Source organism: Pseudomonas sp. GW823-FHT06B06 (assembly GCF_058795195.1).
This window is the reverse complement of record NZ_JBXAHO010000013.1, coordinates 104,252-125,304: the sequence shown is the minus strand read 5'-3', so window position 1 is coordinate 125,304 and position 21,053 is coordinate 104,252. Positions and strand designations below refer to the sequence as shown.

The 21,053-nt window shown below is 57.9% G+C and carries 15 protein-coding genes; 6 read left to right on the top strand and 9 right to left on the bottom strand.

Going from position 1 to position 21,053, the window contains the following annotated elements:
- Window positions 1-136 precede the first annotated feature (136 nt).
- The 3 genes from AC1Q8Q_RS14485 (at window position 137) to AC1Q8Q_RS14475 (ending at window position 6,160) form a co-directional block, all read left to right on the top strand.
- Window positions 137-4,564, top strand: a complete 4,428-nt coding sequence (locus AC1Q8Q_RS14485) for a dermonecrotic toxin domain-containing protein (protein WP_492615181.1) — start codon at window positions 137-139, stop codon at window positions 4,562-4,564.
- Between the two features lie 85 nt (window positions 4,565-4,649).
- The gene (locus tag AC1Q8Q_RS14480; RefSeq protein ID WP_020797597.1) at window positions 4,650-4,958 is read left to right on the top strand and encodes a PsiF family protein; all 309 of its coding nucleotides are present in this window, start codon (window positions 4,650-4,652) and stop codon (window positions 4,956-4,958) included.
- A 188-nt stretch (window positions 4,959-5,146) separates the two neighbouring features.
- Complete coding sequence (locus AC1Q8Q_RS14475; protein ID WP_020797596.1) at window positions 5,147-6,160, top strand: AI-2E family transporter; 1,014 nt, start codon at window positions 5,147-5,149, stop codon at window positions 6,158-6,160.
- A gap of 123 nt (window positions 6,161-6,283) precedes the next feature.
- Here AC1Q8Q_RS14475 and AC1Q8Q_RS14470 read toward each other — a convergent pair whose 3' ends face one another.
- Window positions 6,284-7,558: an Hsp70 family protein gene (locus AC1Q8Q_RS14470; protein ID WP_020797595.1), complete on the bottom strand. Its 1,275-nt coding sequence runs from the start codon at window positions 7,556-7,558 to the stop codon at window positions 6,284-6,286.
- A 296-nt stretch (window positions 7,559-7,854) separates the two neighbouring features.
- On the opposite strand from AC1Q8Q_RS14470, the gene AC1Q8Q_RS14465 reads away from it, so the two are divergent.
- Window positions 7,855-8,799 carry a DnaJ C-terminal domain-containing protein gene (locus AC1Q8Q_RS14465; protein ID WP_033040324.1) on the top strand — a complete coding sequence of 315 codons (945 nt, stop codon included), beginning with the start codon at window positions 7,855-7,857 and terminating at the stop codon, window positions 8,797-8,799.
- 23 nt (window positions 8,800-8,822) lie between these two features.
- Complete coding sequence (locus AC1Q8Q_RS14460; protein WP_020797593.1) at window positions 8,823-9,128, top strand: chaperone modulator CbpM; 306 nt, start codon at window positions 8,823-8,825, stop codon at window positions 9,126-9,128.
- A 67-nt stretch (window positions 9,129-9,195) separates the two neighbouring features.
- Here the strand turns inward: AC1Q8Q_RS14460 and AC1Q8Q_RS14455 are convergent, their stop codons facing one another.
- Window positions 9,196-10,326: a sensor histidine kinase gene (locus AC1Q8Q_RS14455; RefSeq protein ID WP_020797592.1), complete on the bottom strand. Its 1,131-nt coding sequence runs from the start codon at window positions 10,324-10,326 to the stop codon at window positions 9,196-9,198.
- Window positions 10,327-10,567: 241 nt separating this feature from the next.
- Between AC1Q8Q_RS14455 and AC1Q8Q_RS14450 the strand changes: the two genes are divergently transcribed.
- Window positions 10,568-15,844 carry an NEL-type E3 ubiquitin ligase domain-containing protein gene (locus tag AC1Q8Q_RS14450; protein WP_492615180.1) on the top strand — a complete coding sequence of 1,759 codons (5,277 nt, stop codon included), beginning with the start codon at window positions 10,568-10,570 and terminating at the stop codon, window positions 15,842-15,844.
- 47 nt (window positions 15,845-15,891) lie between these two features.
- On the opposite strand, the gene ureC is transcribed toward AC1Q8Q_RS14450, so the two are convergent.
- The 7 genes from ureC to urtE all read right to left on the bottom strand — a co-directional run bounded on the left by ureC (window position 15,892) and on the right by urtE (window position 21,034).
- Window positions 15,892-17,592, bottom strand: a complete 1,701-nt coding sequence (gene ureC, locus AC1Q8Q_RS14445) for an urease subunit alpha (RefSeq protein ID WP_168757151.1) — start codon at window positions 17,590-17,592, stop codon at window positions 15,892-15,894.
- Between the two features lie 130 nt (window positions 17,593-17,722).
- Window positions 17,723-18,031, bottom strand: coding sequence for an urease subunit beta (locus tag AC1Q8Q_RS14440; protein ID WP_033041282.1), 309 nt, complete (start codon window positions 18,029-18,031; stop codon window positions 17,723-17,725).
- Window positions 18,031-18,564 carry a GNAT family N-acetyltransferase gene (locus AC1Q8Q_RS14435; RefSeq protein WP_168757152.1) on the bottom strand — a complete coding sequence of 178 codons (534 nt, stop codon included), beginning with the start codon at window positions 18,562-18,564 and terminating at the stop codon, window positions 18,031-18,033. Before AC1Q8Q_RS14435 ends, AC1Q8Q_RS14440 begins: the two co-directional genes overlap by 1 nt.
- Before the next feature lie 6 nt (window positions 18,565-18,570).
- Window positions 18,571-19,104 (bottom strand): GNAT family N-acetyltransferase, encoded by a 534-nt coding sequence (locus AC1Q8Q_RS14430; RefSeq protein ID WP_168757153.1) that lies wholly within the window; start codon window positions 19,102-19,104, stop codon window positions 18,571-18,573.
- Between the two features lie 9 nt (window positions 19,105-19,113).
- Window positions 19,114-19,416: an urease subunit gamma gene (ureA, locus tag AC1Q8Q_RS14425; RefSeq protein WP_492615179.1), complete on the bottom strand. Its 303-nt coding sequence runs from the start codon at window positions 19,414-19,416 to the stop codon at window positions 19,114-19,116.
- A gap of 49 nt (window positions 19,417-19,465) precedes the next feature.
- Entirely contained in the window at window positions 19,466-20,305 is an 840-nt protein-coding gene (locus AC1Q8Q_RS14420) for an urease accessory protein UreD (RefSeq protein WP_168757154.1), read from the bottom strand.
- 30 nt (window positions 20,306-20,335) lie between these two features.
- Window positions 20,336-21,034 (bottom strand): urea ABC transporter ATP-binding subunit UrtE, encoded by a 699-nt coding sequence (gene urtE, locus AC1Q8Q_RS14415; protein ID WP_110753270.1) that lies wholly within the window; start codon window positions 21,032-21,034, stop codon window positions 20,336-20,338.
- Between the last annotated feature and the right edge of the window lie 19 nt (window positions 21,035-21,053).

Sequence of the window (21,053 nt, the reverse complement as noted above, 5' to 3'; positions counted from 1 at the left end):
TATTTGTTAGCTTTTAATTGGCATTGACGTTGTTGTGGGGTGTTCTACACGTTTTGTCTGAAATGCGCTCACCGAAGCTTTTAGGCATCGCGGTATTCTCCAGCCTGAATTTACAGGGGCATTGGAGTGATCAGGCATGGAGCATTCAGTTCTGGTTCGCGGACCGGCAGAACCCATCAAACAAGAAAAAAGTATTCATCATGAATTTATAAAGAGGGCTCTGCCAAAATGGCTGGCCGGCGCCCCCTTGAAAAGAGTTGGTGCGCTGAAGATGGGGCTTTCCGGTATTCCTCAGTGGATCAAGGAGGCCCCTGCGGTATTACACACAAGTTTGAAAAAGTCGATGACGACAAGTTGGAACGCGCAAAATGATGTCGACAGAATGCTGGCTGAATTACAGGATGTTTACGACTTTGCCGAACCTTTGCTGATTCAGGCCTTGAAAAGGCAATATGGAATTGATGTCGATGTCAGAGGTACTTATCTGAAGTTGTTCGCTCCGGCAAGTGTGCCCCTGTGGGCCAATAGCATTGTGCGTGGGGCCGGCTCTCGAACAGTCTCAATGCTGGATGCGGCTTTACATAACTTTGCCCGGCATGAAGTGCTTCTTCCTGACTCGCAGTTTATTTCAAAGCCTGATGAACTGGGTCGTTTCGAAATACTCGACATCAGACACCGGATGTCTATTGAGCAGTTCAAGACCCTGTGTCGGGAACTGGATATTGGCGCGCAATACCAAAAACATCTTGAGAATTATTTGCGCCCCAGCGATGGGCTGGCGCAGGGAGTGTTGCAGCACAAAATCACCAAAAGCCAGAAGAGCGCACTGAGCGCCGCCACAGACCTGGCCTTGATGCGCAAAGATATTTCGGCCAACGGCTATCGGGTGGTGATGGGCATGCTTGAAGGGCTTCAAGGCATGAAGCTGCAAGGCCTCCCGGTTCGTTACTATCACCTGACAATACTGGACACCCGAATGTACGGCATCGTGCTGATCGCCGGTGACCTGGATGCCCCGGTTGCCGAGAGGCGACTCATTGCCTATGTGCCTCACGACCCTGTGCATCCCTTGAAAGAATATGCTTCGACCGAAGAGTTCGCGCTCGAACTGACCCGCCAGTTGCGCGACGCTGGCCCCACGTCTACGCCTGAAGGCCTTCCCTCCCGATGCAGTTACCAGCAGTTCTTCAGCCGCTTCGTCGCCCATCAGCAACGCGGGCATTTCTTTGCCGAGCTCAACAGTCGCCTGGTCGAGATCAAGCAGCATGAAAAAGAATGGGGCGTGGATCGGCCTGTCTGGCGTGAAACTCCCGTGGAAAACCCGCGCCTTCATTTTGGCATGCTGAAATTTCAGGAAGATACCGAAACCCGCTTTAATGGCAACCTGTGGGTGTATCTCTACCAGATGCAGCAAAACAAAATCCTCAACGACGCACGGGAGATGGTGATTTCCACTGCCGACGCCGATCGCAAGGAGCGGGGGGCCTGGTTCGATAACCTGACAAAGATGTTGGCTGACATCTTCAATGCCGCGTTGCTGGTGGTAACTCCATTTGTCCCATTTCTGGGCGAAGTCATGATGGCCTACATGGTTTATCAGCTGGCGAGCGAAGTGATCGAAGGCGTCGTCGATCTGGCGGAGGGGATCTATCTGGAAGGTGCCGAGCACCTGATCGGCTTCGTTGAAAGTTTGATTCAGCTGGGTACGTTCGGCGCCGGTATGCAGCTTGTTTCAGGGGTGGTGCTGCCCAAGCTCTCGCCGTTCATCGAGGGGGCTAAACCGGTCACTTTGGCCAACGGGGACAAGCGGCTGTGGGGGCAGAACCTTGGTCCCTATCAGCGCAATCTGGCGCTGGCTGCCGATTCAAAGCCCGATCTATACGGGCTGCATCGGCACGAAGGCAAGCCCATTCTCAATCTTGGTAAGCGCTACTTCGAACTCAAAAAAGACGCGAAAACCGGCAAGCATCGAGTCCAGCATCCAACTCGGCCGGACGCCTATCAACCCGTGGTCGAGAGCAATGGAGAATGTGCCTTCATCGTTGAGGGTGAGCAGCCTCGCTTGTGGGATGACGATACCTTGATGGACCGACTCGGCCAGTCAATGCAAGTGTTAGGGGACGCACACAATGACATTCGCACGGTCAGTCGCAGTGACGTCAATACAATCCGCCGAATGTATGTCGACAAGGAACGCGCTTTACCCTTGTTGAGCGATACCGTGACGCGTTTCCAGATCGACCGTGATATCCAGACATTTATCCAACAAATTGGCAGTGATCACCCGCAGGACTATCTGCGAGCCGACCTTGCCTTTCAGTTTGAGCTGCTGGACGGCGTGTGGCCCGGTCGGGCAATCGAACTGACGGGGACTGATGGCGAGGTACTAAGGGTTATAGGTCGTGCCGATGCTGCACCCCTGCGGATACGAAAAGATCGTTTGATCGAAGGCAATTTGCTCAAAACGCTGTTATCCCATCTTGATCAGGCTGATACAAAATTGCTGATGGGTCAGGCGTCAGGCGCATCGGAAACCACCATCGACGCGAATGCTCGACAGCTGAGGCTCGTACTGGCGAAACGGGCGAAAAACAGGCAAACATCCTTATTCGACACACGATACCGTCAGCTTGAAAATGCCCGAAGCGCCAAGAATGCCTCGGTTCGAAATATCCAGGACCGAGTGCCAGGTCTGCCGGGCACCGTTGCGCAAGAGTTGCTGGCGATTGCCACTCGCTCGGAGTTGCAGGACATCGCGCAAGGCAAGCTGTCCGATAGGCTAAAAAGCCTCGCGCAATGGGCACTTCGGGATGTGCGCAACGCCCGCGCCTATGAAGGGTTGTATCTGGATTCGGTCGACAACCCCGATACCCGCAGGCTGGTCTTGCACTCACTGAAAAACCTGCCCGGCTGGAATCCTGACGTGCGAATCGACGTTTGCCAGTTCGATTTTGGGGGAGCGTTGCTCGACAGCATCGGCAAGGAAGACGCCACGATTCGACGTACCCTCGTTGAACGCGAAGACCTGAGCTTTCAAGCTTATGACGCTGAAGGCAACACCTTGAATTCTGCTTCCGACTTTTATCTGTCGATTCTGCAAGCACTACCGAATGCCGAGCGCAACGCACTGAACATTGGCATCGGAAAAGGGTGGCAACTGAAAGAGGCGATTAGCAACCGGGCGTTGAAGCCGTATCGACTAGGCAAAGTACTTTCAGAACTCCCCGCTCTTGACCCCTTCACTTTCGATCCCCGGGTCATGCGCCTGCGTGGCGGCGCTCCGACTGGCGAAGGCGAGGCCGCCACATTGCAGGGGATCGCGGATCTCTATCCGGACCTCGTTGTGGGAGCATTTCACCCTTCCGTTTCGGCGTACGAAAGGTATGACTACTTGCGTGGTGTGAAGTTGATGAACGACACCTTTCCTGATGAGTACTTTCAATCACTTTGGCAGGCATTATTCGAGGCCAACGCAGCCCGGGACGCACAAGCCAATACCCGCGTCGTGCAGAGCATCGAAGCCTTGCCGGATCTTGAGAAGCTCATGACAGACGAGCAGTTCACGCCATTGATCGAGCAGATGTTCACCAGGGATGGCCTGATCCCGTTGCCAGAAACCAGGCGCAACCTGGCCATGAATGCGAGAAATCTGGAACGCACCGGACGGGCCAATGACTATCAGGCACTGTTGCGTTCGGTTCAGCAAGACGCTGTAACGCTAACCCCGGAACTGGCTGATTTGCGAAGCTATGGCGATCAGCTTTCGAAAAACCTGGTGGCGTCCGATGAGCCTATCCAGGTTTCACCGCGAACCATGGACGACTTGAAATTGGCGCAACAGGCAATCTGCCGCGTCAAGGAGCTCATTCCTCTCTCCGGCAATCAATTGCCGAGCATGTGGGAGAAGGGCGGTTCGGCGATTGCCAAGATCAAGGGACTCAGGGAGATGAACCTGGAGGAAGGCGGTTTTACCGCGAAGCTGACTATCGCTGAAGCGGCGCGTAAAGCCATTGAAATCAAGGGCGGCAACTGCTCGGAAAACTCCAAAGTGACCTTTTCGATACTCGCCAGCCAGCCCCGGACGTCGAGCATTCACATTGTCAAGGCCACCGAGCTTGACCATCAATATGTGGTAATAGGCGATGATTTGAGTAATCCCGAAGGACTGGTCGTCGCCGATTCCTGGCCGGAATTCCCTGCGGCGCATCTGGCCAGCAAAGGCAGCTTCGAGTTTGAAATGCCGCCGGTGCAAACACTGGCGCCAGGTCCGGCCGTCGCCGAATACGCGTTTATCAATGACGTCCCGCCAGGCCCGACGACATTACCCGCTGTTTCCGAGCCGAACACGTTCAGGCAGATAAAAATCAACAAGCTCTACCAGTCAGGAGCGTATGCCCAGTGGACGTCAGTGACGGAGTTGGGTCTAACTTACCGTGTGGAAGGCGGTACTCCGGTTACGTTCGAGCGATTGCCCGCGTCGGTTATTGAAAATCGGGTTGATGCGTATAGCCGCTACTTGAACGCATTTGAAGGTCTTCTGCCTGAGCAGGCGGACGCTGATTGAGCACTGGCGGATGAAGGTGTAACAGCTCTTGTCTACACTGCCCTTGAGGCCGCGCCGCTCGGCGCGGCAACAAGGAGCGAACGCCATGAAGATGTTGCGTGTCCCTTTTTTGATGATCGGTTTGCTGCTGTGTTCCCAAGGCTTCGCCGCCACTGACCAACAGAACAAGATGACCACCTGTAATGCCGACGCTACCGCCAAAAGCCTCAAGGGTGATGAGCGCAAAGCCTTCATGAGCAACTGCCTTAAGGCGACTCCCGCGGCCGATGATGCCGGCAAGGCCTTGACGCCTCAGCAGGAGAAAATGAAAACCTGCAATGCCGATGCCGCGACCAAGGCTCTCAAGGGCGATGAACGTAAGGCGTTCATGAGTGATTGCCTGAAGAAAAAATAGAAACGCCCTGTACGAGCCAGGCTCGCCGGCGAAACGTACAACGTGGTCCGGCAGGCAGGACGCCATCGCCGGCAAACCAGCCCTAAGGTTGCATCTACGCGGGCCATACGGGTATGCACAATCCCTAGTGCTGACACCGGATCGCTGGCAGACTGCCAATCCTTTTACGCCGTTCGTTTTGAGGCTGTATGCCAACGTTTTCTCAGCGTCAAGTTTTGCTGGTCATCAGCTGGGTCATCATTTTCGGCGGACTGCTGTTGGTGATTCCGCTACGGTTGCTGCCCAGCCTGCTGGCCGGGTTGCTGGTGTTCGAACTGGTCAACATGCTCACCCCGCAATTGCAGCGGCTGATCGAAGGGCGACGTGCGCGCTGGCTGGCGGTGGCATTGTTGGGGACTTTGATAGTCAGTGCGTTGGCGCTGATCTTTGCCGGTGCCATCAGCTTTCTGCTGCACGAAGCGGAAAACCCCGGTGCATCCCTCGACAAGTTCATGGGCGTGGTCGACCGCGCTCGCGGTCAGTTGCCACCTTTCATCGATGCTTACCTGCCGGCCAGTGCCGCCGAGTTTCGCGTGGCTATTGGCGAGTGGATCAGTAAACACCTCAGTGACTTGCAACTGGTAGGCAAGGACGCGGCGCACATGTTCGTGACGCTGCTGATCGGCATGGTGCTGGGCGCGATCATCGCCTTGCAGCGAATTCCGGACCTGACCAAACGCAAACCGCTGGCCGCGGCCCTGTTTGACCGCCTGCACTTGCTGGTCCAGGCGTTTCGCAACATCGTGTTCGCCCAAATCAAGATTTCCCTGCTCAACACGTTCTTTACCGGGATATTCCTGGCAGTGGTGCTGCCGATGTTCGGTATCAAGCTGCCCCTGACCAAGACCCTTATCGTGCTGACCTTCCTGCTCGGCCTGTTGCCAGTAATCGGCAACCTGATGTCGAACACCCTGATCACCATTGTCGGCCTGTCGCTGTCGATCTGGGTGGCGATGGCCGCACTGGGCTATCTGATTGTCATCCACAAGCTTGAGTATTTTCTCAACGCGCGGATCGTTGGCGGGCAGATCAGTGCCAAGTCGTGGGAGTTGCTCCTGGCAATGCTGGTGTTCGAAGCCGCGTTCGGCCTGCCGGGGGTGGTGGCAGGGCCGATTTATTACGCGTACCTGAAGAGTGAGTTGAAGCAGGTGGGGATGGTTTGAGCAGATCAAATTGTGGCGAGGGGATTCATCCCCGTTCGGCTGCGTAGCAGTCGCCGCTTTTCTGGTTTTTGGGGGCGCTATGCGCCCCAACGGGGATGAATCCCCTCGCCACAGGTTTTCGGATCAGTCCATCGACCCGTAACGCTTCGCCGCTTCAATCGCCAGACCACTGCCGATGCTGCCAAAGATATTCCCTTCCACATGCCGCGCATTCGGCAACATCGCCGAAACGCTGTTGCGCAGGGCTGGAATACCACTCGAACCCCCTGTGAAGAACACCGTGTCCACCTGATCGACCCGCACGTCGGCCTGGGTCAGCAACTGGGTGACGCTATTGCGCACGCGCTCCAGCAGGTTATCGATGGCCGATTCGAACAGTGCACGGCTCAGCTCCACGCTCAAGCCGGCTTCGATACGGTCCAGCGGCACGTGGCGGTGGTCGGCGTGGGTCAATTGGATCTTGGTTTCTTCAACCTCCATGGCCAGCCAGTGCCCGGCGCGCTGTTCGATCAGCTTGAACAGGCGGTCGATACCACCGGTGTCCTCGATGTCGTAGCGCATGCTGCCCAGGGCCAGTTGCGACTTCTGCGAATACACCGAGTTGATGGTGTGCCAGGTCGCCAGGTTCATGTGATGGCTGGTCGGCATGTAGGCGCCGCTCTTCATCCGGCTGCCATAGCCGAACAGCGGCATCAGGCCCTGCAAGCTCAACTGCTTGTCGAAGTCGGTCCCGCCGATGTGCACGCCGCCCGTGGCGAGAATGTCATCCTGGCGGTTATCCACACCCCGACGCTGCGGTGACAGGCGCACCAGCGAGAAGTCGGAGGTACCACCGCCGATGTCGACGATCAGTACCAGCTCTTCCTTTTCGATGGTCGACTCGTAGTCGAACGCGGCGGCAATCGGTTCAAACTGGAACGAGACTTCCTTAAAGCCGATCTTGCGCGCCACATCCACCAGGGTGTCTTCGGCCTCTTTGTCGGCCATCGGGTCATCATCGACAAAAAACACCGGACGGCCCAGCACCACTTCTTCGAATTCCCGACCGGCGGCGGCTTCGGCACGGCTCTTGAGCTGACCGATGAACAGGCCCAGCAGGTCCTTGAACGGCATCGCCGTGCCAAGGACACTGGTGTCGTGCTTGATCAGCTTGGAGCCCAGCAGGCTCTTGAGCGAGCGCATCAACCGGCCTTCGTAACCTTCCAGGTACTCGTGCAGCGCCAACCGGCCGTACACCGGGCGACGCTCTTCGATGTTGAAGAAGACCACTGAGGGCAAGGTGATCTTGTCATCCTCCAGCGCAATCAGCGTTTCCATGCCGGGGCGCAGCCAACCGACGGTGGAGTTGGACGTGCCAAAGTCGATGCCCACGGCACGGGCTGGAGATGCGTTGTTCATGTCTTTGCGGTTCCGGTTAAAAAACGGCCGCGCAGTGTATGTCAGTGCGCGACAGATTCGAAGGCCGACTATCTGCTAATTCCTGGAAACAATGTCTTGAAAGATGGCCCGTGACCCCCAAACTACCCTGCATCAAGCCGGTAGCCGCGTAGCGCTCGAAAGTCGCACCGCCTGCTGCCGATAAACTTCTTACGCGCTGCCCGGTCACAACCTTGAGATCGGTCAACGTCTATGCTGCAAACAGGCGCATGCTGTGGCAGGTGGCGCGATTTCGATAACGGATGGTGATTCCCGCGATGGACTTCAAAGACTATTACAAGATTCTCGGTGTGGAGCCGACGGCAGACGACAAGGCGATCAAGGCCGCCTATCGCAAGCTGGCGCGCAAATACCACCCTGACGTCAGCAAGGAAAAGGACGCCGAGGCCAAGTTCAAGGACGCCTCTGAAGCCTATGAAGCACTGAAAAGTGCTGACAAACGCGCCGAATACGACGAATTGCGCCGTTATGGCCAGCATGGCCAACCATTCCAGGGACCACCGGGCTGGCAGAGCCGTGGCGGCTTTGGCGGTGGCCAGGACACTGGCGATTTCTCGGACTTCTTCAGTTCGATCTTCGGTAATCGCGGCCCCGGTTTCGGCGGTGGCGAACATTCGCGTCGCAGCACCGGACGTCGAGGGCAAGACGTGGAAATGGAACTGGGAGTTTTTCTGGAAGAAACCCTGTCGACCGAGTCGAAGAAGGTCACCTTTCAGGTGCCGCAGTACAACGCGGCTGGCCAGCATGTGAGCAACACCAGCAAAAGCCTGAACGTGAAGATCCCGGCGGGCGTGGCCGATGGCGAGCGCATTCGCCTGAAGGGCCAGGGTGCTCCTGGTGTTGGCGGCGGCGCCAATGGCGACCTGTACCTGATCATTCGTTTTGCGCCACACCCGAAATTCGACGTCGAAGGCGAGAACCTGATCATCACGCTGCCGCTGGCACCGTGGGAACTGGCATTGGGCACCGAAGTCGCCGTGCCAACCCTGACCGGCAAGATCAACCTCAAGGTCCCTGCCGGCAGCCAGAACGGCCAACGCATGCGTGCCAAGGGCCATGGCCTGATGAACAAGGCGGGTGAACGCGGTTATCTGTTCATCCAGTTCAAGGCCGTAATGCCCAAGGCCGCAGACGATGAAGTCAAGGCGCTGTGGCAGGAACTGGCAAAAAAAGCCGCCTTCAACCCACGAGAAAATTTCTGAACCCAGCGACGGAGTAGCCCATCATGAGCAGCCCCCTGACCGTTCAACTGGACTTGGCAGAATTCTGTGAGGCGACCGACCTGTCGGACGTCTACGTGATCGAAATCGTCGAACACGGCATCCTCGAACCTCAGGGAGGGCAGCCCAAGGACTGGCGCTTCACCGATTACGAACTGACCCTGGCCAAGCGCGCCGCCAAGCTGCGGCGCGATCTGGAGCTGGAATGGGAAGGTGTCGCCCTTGCGCTGGACCTGCTGGAAGAGGTCCAACAGCTGCGGGCCGAGAACCGGATGCTCAAGCAGCGGTTGGGGCGGTTGTTGGTGGAATAGGAGATGCCGCAGGCTGCGATCTTTTGATCTTGATCCACGAAGATCAAAAGATCGCAGCCTGCGGCAGCTACAGGGAATTGCGTGGCAACACTACGGTAAACAGCGTGCCATCGGTTTCGTTAGAGCTCACATCGATCGTCCCTGCATGGGCATCCACCACTTCCTTGACGATAAACAACCCCAAGCCAAGGCTGGTCGATGGCTGGCCCAGTTCTTCATCTGCGCTGCGCACCAGTGGATCGAAGATCGTGCCGATAGCATTCGCGGAAATCGGCGTTCCGTAGTTATGGACCGTCAGGCGAACCGTGTCGGGTTCTCCGTGGAGAGTAACTGTCACATCGCGTTTGTCGAGGCCATGCTGCAAAGCGTTGCCGATCAGGTTTTGCAGTAACTGACCCAGCCGTCCGGCATCCCAGACGCCTCGCGTGTCACCTTCCACCCTGACCGTCGGATCGCACTCCGGGTTGCCGGCGCAGGCTTCGGCAATCGCCGCGTGTGCGGCATCGGCAAGGTCCATGGGTTTCGGTTCGATCGGCAGGCTCTTACCCAGGCGACAGCGCACCAGTTCCAACAAGTCGCTAACCATCACCGCCATGTGTCGAGCGCTGCGCTTGATGTTGTTCGCGCAGGCCAACGCATCGCCTTCCAGCGTTGTTTTACGCATCAGCAATTCAGTCGACATGCTCATCGCTTGCAGCGGTGCGCGCAGGTCGTGGCCGAGTATCGCCAGGAAAATATCTCTTGAGCGACTCATCTGCTCGGCATAGGCCGCGGTGGATTCTGCGAGCGCTTCATCGATGGCTTCATTGAAGCGGATCATGTCCTGGAAGTAGGCCAGGTCCGGCGACTCCAGGCTGTCGACCCAGAGACGAATCACGCAGGCACGCAAGTGGCGGAACTCGCTGGTCATCTGCACCAGATCGAAACCCACCGTATGGCGTAATTCACCATGACTGGCGCCCGCTTCGTCCAGGCTTGGGGTTTTCTCCGGGCCCTCGCCCTTGGCCTTGGCGAGTTGTTCGCTGGCGGTCTGAGGTTTGCTCATGTCCCGAGCGGCTGCCAGCAGGATCTCCTTGGCATGGTCGCGCAAGGCCGTTCGATCCATGTTTTCGGCGGCTGGGGTGATGGTTCTGGCGAACTCCTCCCATTCATCGACGATACGGTCCGCGTGTTGCCTGATGAATTCGGGGAGGTGCATGACCGGATTCCTGCCTGGATAATTTGACGATCTTAGCCTTTTTAGGGCCGGGGTAAAAACTACCGCTGGGAATTCGGATCACCTCCTGAGGGCCGGGGGTGGTACTTAATTATATTTTACGGTTCTCAAGTTCAATGTTGATTCCGGTTTTTCGGGTAGTTCCCAGCAGTTTTTTAAGCTTTTGTTATTAGGGAGGTTGGATAAGCTGAGCATTCTGTTCATCGCATAGGGAAATGCAAAAATGACTGTGGTACCGGTAGAAGCCATATCGAATTCTTTTACGAAAGTTGAGGGTTCAATCGATAGCAATCATTCGGTTTATTTCGCGGAAAATATTCCAGGCCTGATTAAAAGCGCTCCCGTTTCGAGGCTGGAATCGATAACTGAGTTAAAGCCTAATTTTCCGGATTGGTATATCCAGGCTCGACCCATTGATCGTCAATATTTACAAGAACTCATCAAGAAGCGCTGTCGTTTACAAGATACTGTCTCTGACAGGGTCGATAACGTGCAAACGGACATCAACGCTTTTGCGAAACCGCTACTTGTCCAGGCCATCAAGGATGAATTCAACTTCGAGCTGGACGTCGCCACGACCTCATTGCGGCTGTACGTTCCCGCCACATTGGGGTTTGGCATCGATACCCAGGCCAGTCGGATCCGGCATTCATCACTGCTGGAAGCCGCGCTGCATAACTTCGAGGAATCCGAAGCGGTGGCCGGTGCGTTTCGCGACGGATCAGGTGTTTTTGTCAAGGACGCTGAAGGAGAGCTGCAGCGTCATGAATTAACGGTCGAAAAATTTGCCGCGTTATGTCGCAAGCTCGATATCGGCAAACAGTATCAGCTACACATAAAGTCTCTTCTGGAACCCGCTGACGTTACTGCGCGCTCAAGACTTGAGCGGGGTTTCATGGCCCATGAGAGGGCTACCTTCAGTGAGACCATGCTCATTGCGTTGTTAAAAAGCGACCTGGATTCCTATGCCTACGGCAAGTTGGGAGAAGTGCGCGATGGCCAGGAAAACATCCTGTATAGAAACCGTCCTTTAAAGGCACACCGACTCTCACTGTTAGGCACGCGGTTGACAGGCATCGTGCTGTTTAGTGCGATGAGCGACCCCTTGGCAATAAAAGAAGCAATTGACCAACTGCTGCCCGAACAGCTGCAACACCTGGTGGAGTGGTCCCGCCACCTCGCGGTTTTGCCGGGGCAGGAATTTGATCTGTTCAAGATTCTTCAGGCCTTTTTTGCCAATGGCCCGACGGGTGTGGTCGAGGAAATGGTTCGCCGCAACGATATCCATGAACAAAGTCGGCTGGACGGGACCCTGATCGCCTACATCCCCGACGATCCGGATCACCCCCTCAAGCAATACGCATCGTTCACCGACTTCATGAAGGAGCTGACGAGCCAGTTGCGCTCTGCGCACTACCAACAATTCTTCAGCCGGTTCGTGCCTCACAAGGACAAGGGGCGCTTCTTTGCACGCGTCAAAGAGCGCTTTACCACGTTCAAGTGGACTCAGCGTGGGCCTCTGGACATGGGCCCGTGGTGGCGCGAGACCGCTGTCGAGAATCCTGATGCCGAACCGATCAGCAACGTGATCGAGGGCGATTTCTGGCAGCGATCCTGTCTCTGGCGCAGCGACAAGGCGATTGCCGATGCGCGACAGATCGCCGTGCCAACTGGCGATGAAGACGCTGCTGTGCGCTGGAAACGCCTGACCAGTTACCTGGACATTGGCTGGAACGTTTTCAACTTCGGCGCCATGTTGGTTCCGGGGTTAGGGGAAGCCGTGCTGGCGGTGATGGTTGGCCAAATGATGCTTGAGACCCTGGAGGGCATCGAAGACTGGACCAAAGGCGACAAGGAAGAGGCCTCGTCTCATTTGACCGGGGTACTGATCAATTTCGCCCAACTGGCGCTGATGGGGGCCGGTCACGTGCTACCAGGCGGCAAGCCGGTGGCGGTCAAGGCGTCTCCTTTTCTCGACCAGCTGAAACAGATCGAGCTGCCCGATGGCACAACCCGTCTGTGGAATCCTGATCTGGGACCCTATGACCACAAAGTGACGTTGTCCATGGATTCGAAAGCCAACGAACGAGGCCTCCATCGACATAATGACCAGGACATCCTGCCGTTGGGAGGCAAGCATTTTGAGGTAAAGGAAAATCCGCAGACCGGCCAGCCACGACTCAAGCATCCGGCCCGGACGACGGCCTATGAGCCAAGGATGGAGCATAACGGTGCGGGTGCCTGGCACACCGAGCTCGACCGTCCCATCGAGTGGGACAAGGCCCGCCTGATGCGGCGCCTGGGCCCTCGGGCCGATGCGTTCTCCGATGAAACACTGGAGCAGATCCGAATCGCCAGCGGCGTCAAGGAAGATGTGCTGCGTAAGCTGCAAGTGGATACACAGCCGCCACCAGCGTTACTGGCCGACACCTTCAGGCGCTTCAAGGCTTATGCCGATGTGGGCAAACTGGTGGATCAGATTCGGCTCAATCAGGTGGCGCAGGAGTGGGCGGATCACTTGCCTCCCTTGATGACGGAGTTGCGGCGATGGCCCGAGTCCAAGGCCATCGAGCTTTTCCGCGGGCCGCAGTTATGGGGCGACTCCATCGTGCACGGCAATCAGAGCGCCTTGGCTGCAAACCGGGTGAAGGTGACCTTTGCTGAACTGAAAGCCGGCAAGTTATCCGAGCGCGTGGTGGACAGCTTCGACGAACAGGAAATCCAGCAGATGCTCGGCCGCAGTATCGGCAGTGACAGACAGGTGCGAATCGACGCTTTGCAGGAGCGCCTGGCCATCCGTGCAGAGCAGCAGAAAAAGCGCCTCTTCAAGTCATTCTATAAAAATGCAGAAGTTGAAGCGGAGGCTAACGTGGCCTTGCTACAGGACGCGTTCCAGGAGCTGCCGACCAGCGTCGCCAGGGAGCTGCTGGCGGGCGCCACGCCAGAAGAGCTGTCGGTAATGGCCGAACGCAAGCGCGTACCTTTGCGTCTCAAGCAGCAGGCCCGGGCGGCGTTGCTGGAGGTGCGGCTGAACCGCGCTTATGAGGGGCTTTTTCTCGATGAGCTGCACAGCCCGGATACTGAGAGACTGCTTCTGCAATCGCTTGAATCGCTTCCAGGCTGGTCAGAAGACGTGCGCATCGAAGTGCGCAACGATGCCCTGGCAGGCACGCTGGAGGACAGCATCGGAGCGGCTGACGCCGCCATCCGCAAGGTGCTGGTCAAGAACGAGGACGGCTTGTATGAGGCGCGCGATGAAGACGACCATGAGCTCCATGGCCCCGATAATCTTTTTGCCGCTGTCCTGCATGCCTTGCCCGATGCAGAGCGCGATGCGCTGGGCTACCAGATCAATCAATGGCGAACGCTCAGGCAATCCGTTCAGCGATTCCCGCTGAGCCACGACAGGTTCAGGGCGATCCTGGCGGACAATCCTTTGCGCAAACCGAAGTTCGATCCCGCAACCATGAAGCTGCGGGGCGGCATGGAAGGTTTTTCCCAACAGTTTCGTCGGGTCACCGGGCAACTGACCGCGCAGGAGCGCATCCAGTCGCTTCGCCCCGGCTGGGGCGAAGGCGATATTCAAACATTTCTCGAACACAGCGACAGCGGGAGCACGCCCGAGGAACGGGTGGTGGCCCTCGAAGCCGAGTTCAACCAACTCAACCGCAGCTTTCGGCGCTGGCTGGATTCGCCACTCGACTCGTTCAGCCTGAGTGCGGAAGGCGTTGCACAATGGCAGTCACGTAATAGTGTGTACAGGGCCGTCAGAAACTGCTGGCAACGCAGCGGTCCCCGCGACCTCGATGTCCATGGAAACCCGCGAGGTTGGGTCCTTGACCTCAGCAACATCCCCATGGGGCGGCACTTGGAAACAATGCCCAAGCTTGAAGCCAATTTCGAGCATGTCACCGAGCTGAAGTTGCCTGATACCGAAATGACTGATGCCAATGCTGCGTTTCTCGAGCATTTCCCGAGGCTGCGAGCCCTGAACATGAACAACAATGCGCTGACCCGGCTGCCAACCGCGATCGGCCGGATGCGCACTCTGACCGAGCTGTACCTGGGCAACAATCAGATCGAATTGACTGTGGAGACCGCAGACGAGTTGAGCAACCTCATCCTGCTCGAATCCGTGGATCTGCGACGCAATCCTCTGGGCCAGGTGCCAAACATCGGCCGCATGCGCATGTTGCACACATTGATTCTGGCGAACACCGGGATCAATACCTGGCCCGCTGGCCTGTTTTCAATACTCCGTTTACGGCACTTCTATCTGAGCCTGCAGGACAATGTCATCACCCTTGTGCCTCAGGTGTTACCCGGTTCCATGGAAGCGGAGTTGCTGGCCAGAACGATACTTAACCGTGAGCCGCAGTGGATATCGCAAGCAAACCTGAATCAGCTCAGAGAATACATTCACTCCGTGGGTCTGGACCCTGATCGGCCTTACCCGCCCCGTGGCGTGCGCGACTCCCTTCAATGGGAGGAAGGCTTGAGGCGAGCGCAATGGGTTGAGTTACAACCCATATGGAATGAGGTGGAAGACGAGATCGGTTCACTGCCGTTTTTCGATAACCTAAGACTGCTCACCCAATCCAGCCACTTTATAAATGACCGCGCCTTCAGGGTGGATTTGACTGCCAAAGTCTGGCGAATGCTGGAGGCCATGGAACAGAACAGCGAACTGCGCAACGAGATTTTCAAATTGGCACGTGAACCGGTCAACTGTGTCGATGCCGGGGCATCGCTGTTCAATGCCATGGGCCTTGAAGTACTGATTCACGAAGCCTACGAATTGGCTAACCCGAGCCTGGTCGAAGCCGAACTGGTGTCGCTGGCCAAGGGTAAATCCCGTTTGGATGAGTTGAGTCGGATCGCCCATAAAAAAATTGCCCGGCGACTGGAGAATGGTGAGGAGTTAAGACGGATCAATGCGCAAGGGGATGTCACGGGGACTATCGATGAAGTCGAGACTCACCTGGCGTATATGACGGACCTCGCCAAGAAGCTGGATTTGCCGTGGCAATCGCGAGACTTACAGTTCAGGGCGGATTCGGGTGTTACCACGCAGATGATCGACGAGGCCTATAAACGTGTGCTGGCGTTGGAAGAGGGCGATCTGCTACGCGATTCGATCAGCGAGCAGCCTTTCTGGGAGTCTTACATTCAGGGCTCCCATCGCGGTGAGTTCAAGGCGATCAGGCGTCGGCTCGATGCGACGACAGAGTTTTACATGGCGCTGGACAGACGGGCGACCGAGTCACTTTCCGTGGAAGAAAAGGCGCAGTTGAAGGAAGAGATCAGGGTGCTCGCCGCGGAGCTTGGCAAACCCGAAAGCGAGTTCGCCCCCGGTCGCGTCATGACCGCCCAAGCGTATGAAACCGACATGAATCTGCTCAATGCCCGCAAACAGACGTTGCTCAAGACATTGACCCAGCAGGCCATGGACCGGGCAAAACTGCAGCGGGTGGAAATCCCCTTCACCGTGCAGCCCTGATTGTCAGCCCGGCACGAAGACTGACGATCTTCGTGCCGGCGTGCCGGTCAGAAGAGAAAATAACGCTGGGCCATCGGCAGCACATCCGCCGGTTCACACCAAAGCAAGACACCGTCAGCCTTGACCTGATACGTCTGCGGGTCGACCTCGATGTCGGGCAGATAGTCGTTGTGGATCAGGTCGGTTTTCTGCACCTCGCGGCAACCTTTGACCACAGCGATTTTTTTCTTCAAGCCCAAGGCTTCAGGAAGACCGGCTTCATGGGCCGCCTGGCTGATAAACGTCAGGCTGGTGGCATGCAGCGAACCTCCGTAGCTGGCGAACATCGGGCGGTAATGCACCGGTTGTGGCGTTGGTATTGACGCGTTGGCATCGCCCATCAGGCTGGCCGCGATGGCGCCACCCTTGAGGATCAACGTTGGTTTGACCCCGAAGAACGCGGGTCGCCAAAGTACCAGGTCGGCCCACTTGCCCACTTCGATCGAGCCCACTTCATGGCTGATGCCATGAGTGATTGCGGGGTTGATGGTGTACTTGGCGATGTAGCGTTTGGCGCGGAAGTTGTCGTTGCCTTCGCCGTCCTGGGGCAGCGGGCCGCGCTGCTTTTTCATCTTGTCGGCGGTTTGCCAGGTGCGCGTGATCACCTCGCCGACGCGGCCCATGGCCTGGCTGTCGGAGCTGATCATCGAGAATGCGCCGAGATCGTGAAGGATGTCCTCGGCAGCGATGGTTTCGCGGCGGATTCGGCTTTCGGCGAAGGCTACGTCTTCGGCAATGCTTGGGTCCAGATGGTGGCAGACCATCAACATGTCGAGGTGTTCGTCGATGGTGTTTCGGGTGAACGGTCGGGTCGGGTTGGTCGAACTCGGCAACACGTTGGCGGAGCCGCAGGCCTTGATGATGTCCGGGGCATGACCGCCACCCGCACCCTCGGTGTGGTAGGTGTGGATGGTGCGGCCCTTAAAGGCGGCCAGGGTGGTTTCGACGAAGCCCGATTCGTTGAGGGTGTCGGTGTGAATGGCCACTTGTACGTCGTACTGGTCGGCGACGGTGAGGCAGTTGTCGATGCTCGCCGGGGTGGTGCCCCAGTCTTCGTGGAGCTTGAGGCCAATGGCGCCGGCCTTGACCTGTTCGATCAACGGCTCGGGCAGGCTGGCGTTGCCCTTGCCGGTCAAGCCGATGTTCATCGGGAAGGCGTCGGCGGCCTGGAGCATGCGCGCCAGGTGCCATGGCCCGGAAGTGCAGGTCGTGGCATTGGTGCCGGTGGCCGGCCCGGTGCCGCCGCCGATCATGGTGGTGACACCGCTCATCAGCGCTTCTTCTATCTGCTGCGGGCAGATGAAGTGGATGTGGGTGTCGATGCCGCCAGCGGTAAGGATCATGCCTTCACCGGCAATGACTTCGGTGCTGGCACCGATGGCGATAGTCACGTTGGGTTGCACGTCCGGGTTGCCGGCCTTGCCGATGGCTGCAATGCGACCGTCCTTGAGGCCGACATCGGCCTTGACGATGCCCCAGTGGTCGATGATCAGCGCATTGGTGATCAGGGTGTCGACCACTTCGGCGGCCAATAATTGGCTCTGGCCCTGGCCGTCACGGATAACCTTGCCGCCGCCGAATTTCACTTCTTCGCCATAGCTGGTGAAGTCTTTTTCCACTTCGATCCACAGCTCGGTGTCGGCCAGGCGAATCTTGTCGCCGACAGTGGGGCCGTACATGTCGGCGTAGGCTTGACGGGAAATTTTCATCACAGTTCCTTGCACAAATTCATCGTTCCCACGCTCTGCGTGGGAATGCCGCCGTGGACGCTCTGCGTCCGCTTTTTGTGACGCGAAGCGTCACGGGATGCATGCCCACGTAGAGCGTGGGAACGATCGGTTAACCAAGGTCACCCATGATCCTGCCGGCAAAGCCGAACACCCGGCGGTGCCCGGCCAGGTCGACAAGCTCGACCTCGCGGCTCTGCCCCGGTTCGAAACGCACGGCGGTGCCGGCGGGGATGTTCAGGCGCATGCCGCGACTGGCGGCGCGGTCGAAGGTCAGGGCATCGTTGGTTTCGAAAAAATGGTAGTGCGAACCGACCTGGATCGGCCGGTCGCCGCTGTTGGCCACCTTCAAACTGATTGTGCGGCGGCCAACGTTGAGTTCGATATCGCCGGGCTGGATCTGATATTGACCGGGAATCATCAATGGGCTCCCTGGAGAATCTTGTAGTAGAGGGCGGTGGGTTTGTAGCAGCCGCTCGGGTCGCAGGCGTAGTCGGGGATTTCACCGGCGCGGGTGTAGCCCAATGCCTTGTAGAAGTCTTCAGCCGGGGAACCAGCCTCGGTATCGAGGTAGAGCATGCCGCGTTTGTGTTGCAGGGCAGCCTGTTCCACAGCCGTCATCAATTGCTGGCCCAGGCCTCGACGACGCGCATGCTCGCGCACCAGCAATTTCTGCACCTCGGCGCGGTTCAGGCCATTGGCCTTCTGGCATAGGGTCAACTGTACGCTGGCCTGCACTTGTTCGTCCTTGACCACTACCCACAACAACACGTTGCCCTTGTTCAGGTTCTCCTGAACTTCATCGAAATACGCGCGGGCCTGCGTAGCATCGAGGTTGGCCATGAAGCCGACGCTGGCGCCATATCCGACGGCGTCGAGCAGCAGGTCAATCAATCCCTGGCGATAGTGCGCAAAGCTTTCAACGTTGACGCGTCGCAGTTGAGCGGGGTTCATCGGGTATCACTCCTTGCTGGCGGCCGGAGGCTGCGCGCCAGGATTGAGGGTCAGTTGCATGAAGGTCAGGTCCAGCCAGCGACCGAACTTGGTGCCTACCTGAGGCATCTGCCCGGTGGTCACGAATCCGATGCGCTCATGCAGGCGAATCGAGGCGGCGTTGCCGCTTTCGATGGCCGCGACCATCACGTGTTTGCCGCAGGCCCTGGCGCGCTCGACCAGGGCATCCATCAGTTGCGGCCCAAGGCCGTTGCCGCGCTGGTCGTTACGCACGTAGACCGAATGCTCGACGGTATGTCGGAAACCATCGAACGGTCGCCAGTCACCAAACGAAGCGTAGCCCAACACGTTGTTCTCGCTGTCGACGATGACCAGGATCGGATACCCCTGGGATTGCCGGGCGCTGAACCAGGCCTGGCGGTTGCCGAGGTCGACCGCCTGTTCGTTCCAGATCGCCGTGGTGTTGAGCACCGCATCGTTGTAGATATCACGGATGGCCGGCAGGTCGGCATGCACGGCATCGCGAATGGTGTAGGTCATGGTGAAGCCTCAAGCGATCGGTTGATGGACGGTGACCAGTTTGGTGCCGTCGGGGAAGGTCGCTTCGACCTGGATCTCCGGGATCATTTCCGGGATGCCTTCCATCACTTGTTCGCGGCTGAGCAGGGTGGTGCCGTAGTGCATCAGCTCGGCCACGGTCTGGCCGTCGCGGGCGCCTTCGAGCAACGCGGCGGAGATGTAGGCCATGGCTTCCGGGTAGTTGAGTTTCACGCCGCGGACCAAACGCCGCTCGGCGACGAGGCCGGCGGTGAAGATCAGCAGCTTGTCTTTTTCACGTGGGGTCAGGTCCATCGTAGACATCCAGTTTCGGCAGTTAAAAAGGTTTTTGCAGGAGCGCTGTTCAGGTGCTCCATATTCTCGGTGGCACGGCTTCGCGGCCAAGCAACGCAGGCCTGAGCAACCGCCATAATTCAATCAACCAGCCGCGCGCCAACAGCGCCTCGCTGGCCAGGCAGCGGGCTACGAGCAACCCCGGCAACTGAGTCAAATCCCCGCGCACGTCATTGGGCAGCGAACGGCACTGCTCCAGCAATTGGCTATCAATCTCGCCAGTCACCAGTAACGTGGCGAAGACCGGTTGCCCGTCCAAGCCAATCGGCGAATCGAGCAACCCGTCACCGCCAACGATGCGCTGGCGTTCATGCCAGAGCAACTCGCCGTCGCGGCGGATATCCAGTTGTGCCTGGAAATGACCGAGATCGAAGCGCTCACCACTGGCCGGGCGACCCAGCGCCACCACGTCCCAGTAGAACAGCCGGGCATCGCCTTGCAGATCAATGGATGTGCTGAGCTCGGCGCGGGCATCGCTGAAGATGATCGTCTCTTGCGGCAGCCACTCCAGTGTCGCCCCTTGGGCCACTTTCAGGTCGAGTTTCTGATACGCCGGCGCTGCTGCGCGATACCACTTGGCGGCGCCGGGACTGGTGATCTGTGCCCACGCCGCGTGGCCGACGCTGGCACTGATGTCCAGCCGGTCTCCACCGGCAATCCCGCCCGGCGGATGCACAATGATGTGCTGGCACACCTCGGGGCCTTCTGCATACAGGTGCTTCTGCACGCGCAGCGGGCCTTTGTGCCGTCTATGGACCGGACGCGTGTTGTCGCCGAATCGGGCATAGCCCAGCTCCAGCTCGGCATGCCAGCTCGGGGTAAACAGGGCAGCAGGAAGAGGTAAATTCATATTTTCTGATTATCGTCGAGACGCCACAGATTAGATCGTAACCAGGCCGCGTACACCCTCGGCTTCCATGTTTTCTCCACGGCCCTGCTGCACGATCTCGCCACGGGACATCACCAGGTAGTGATCGGCCAATTCGGCCGCGAAATCGTAGAACTGCTCTACCAGCAGAATCGCCATGTCGCCGCGCGCCGCGAGTTTCTTGATCACAGCGCCAATCTCCTTGATCACCGACGGCTGGATGCCTTCAGTGGGTTCGTCGAGGATCAGCAGCCGCGGACGGCTGGCCAGGGCTCTCCCGATTGCAAGCTGCTGCTGTTGGCCACCGGACAAATCACCGCCGCGTCGTTGCTTCATTTGCAGTAACACCGGAAACAGTTCGTAGATGAACGCCGGGACCTCCTTCGCCTCGGAGCCTGGGAATCGCGACAAACCCATCAGCAGGTTTTCCTCCACGGTCAGGCGGCCGAAGATTTCCCGGCCCTGCGGTACGTAGGCGATGCCGGCATGCACCCGCTGGTGCGGCTTGAACGTGGTGATCGGCTTACCCTCCCAATTGACCGCGCCTTCCTTGGCCGGCAACAACCCCATCAGGCATTTGAGCAGGGTAGTCTTGCCCACGCCGTTACGGCCGAGCAGGCAGGTGACTTCACCGACCTTCACGTCAAACGTCAGGCCGCGCAGGATGTGGCTACCGCCGTAGTACTGGTGCAGCTTGTCGACTTGCAGCATGTTCGAATTCTCCCGGTGA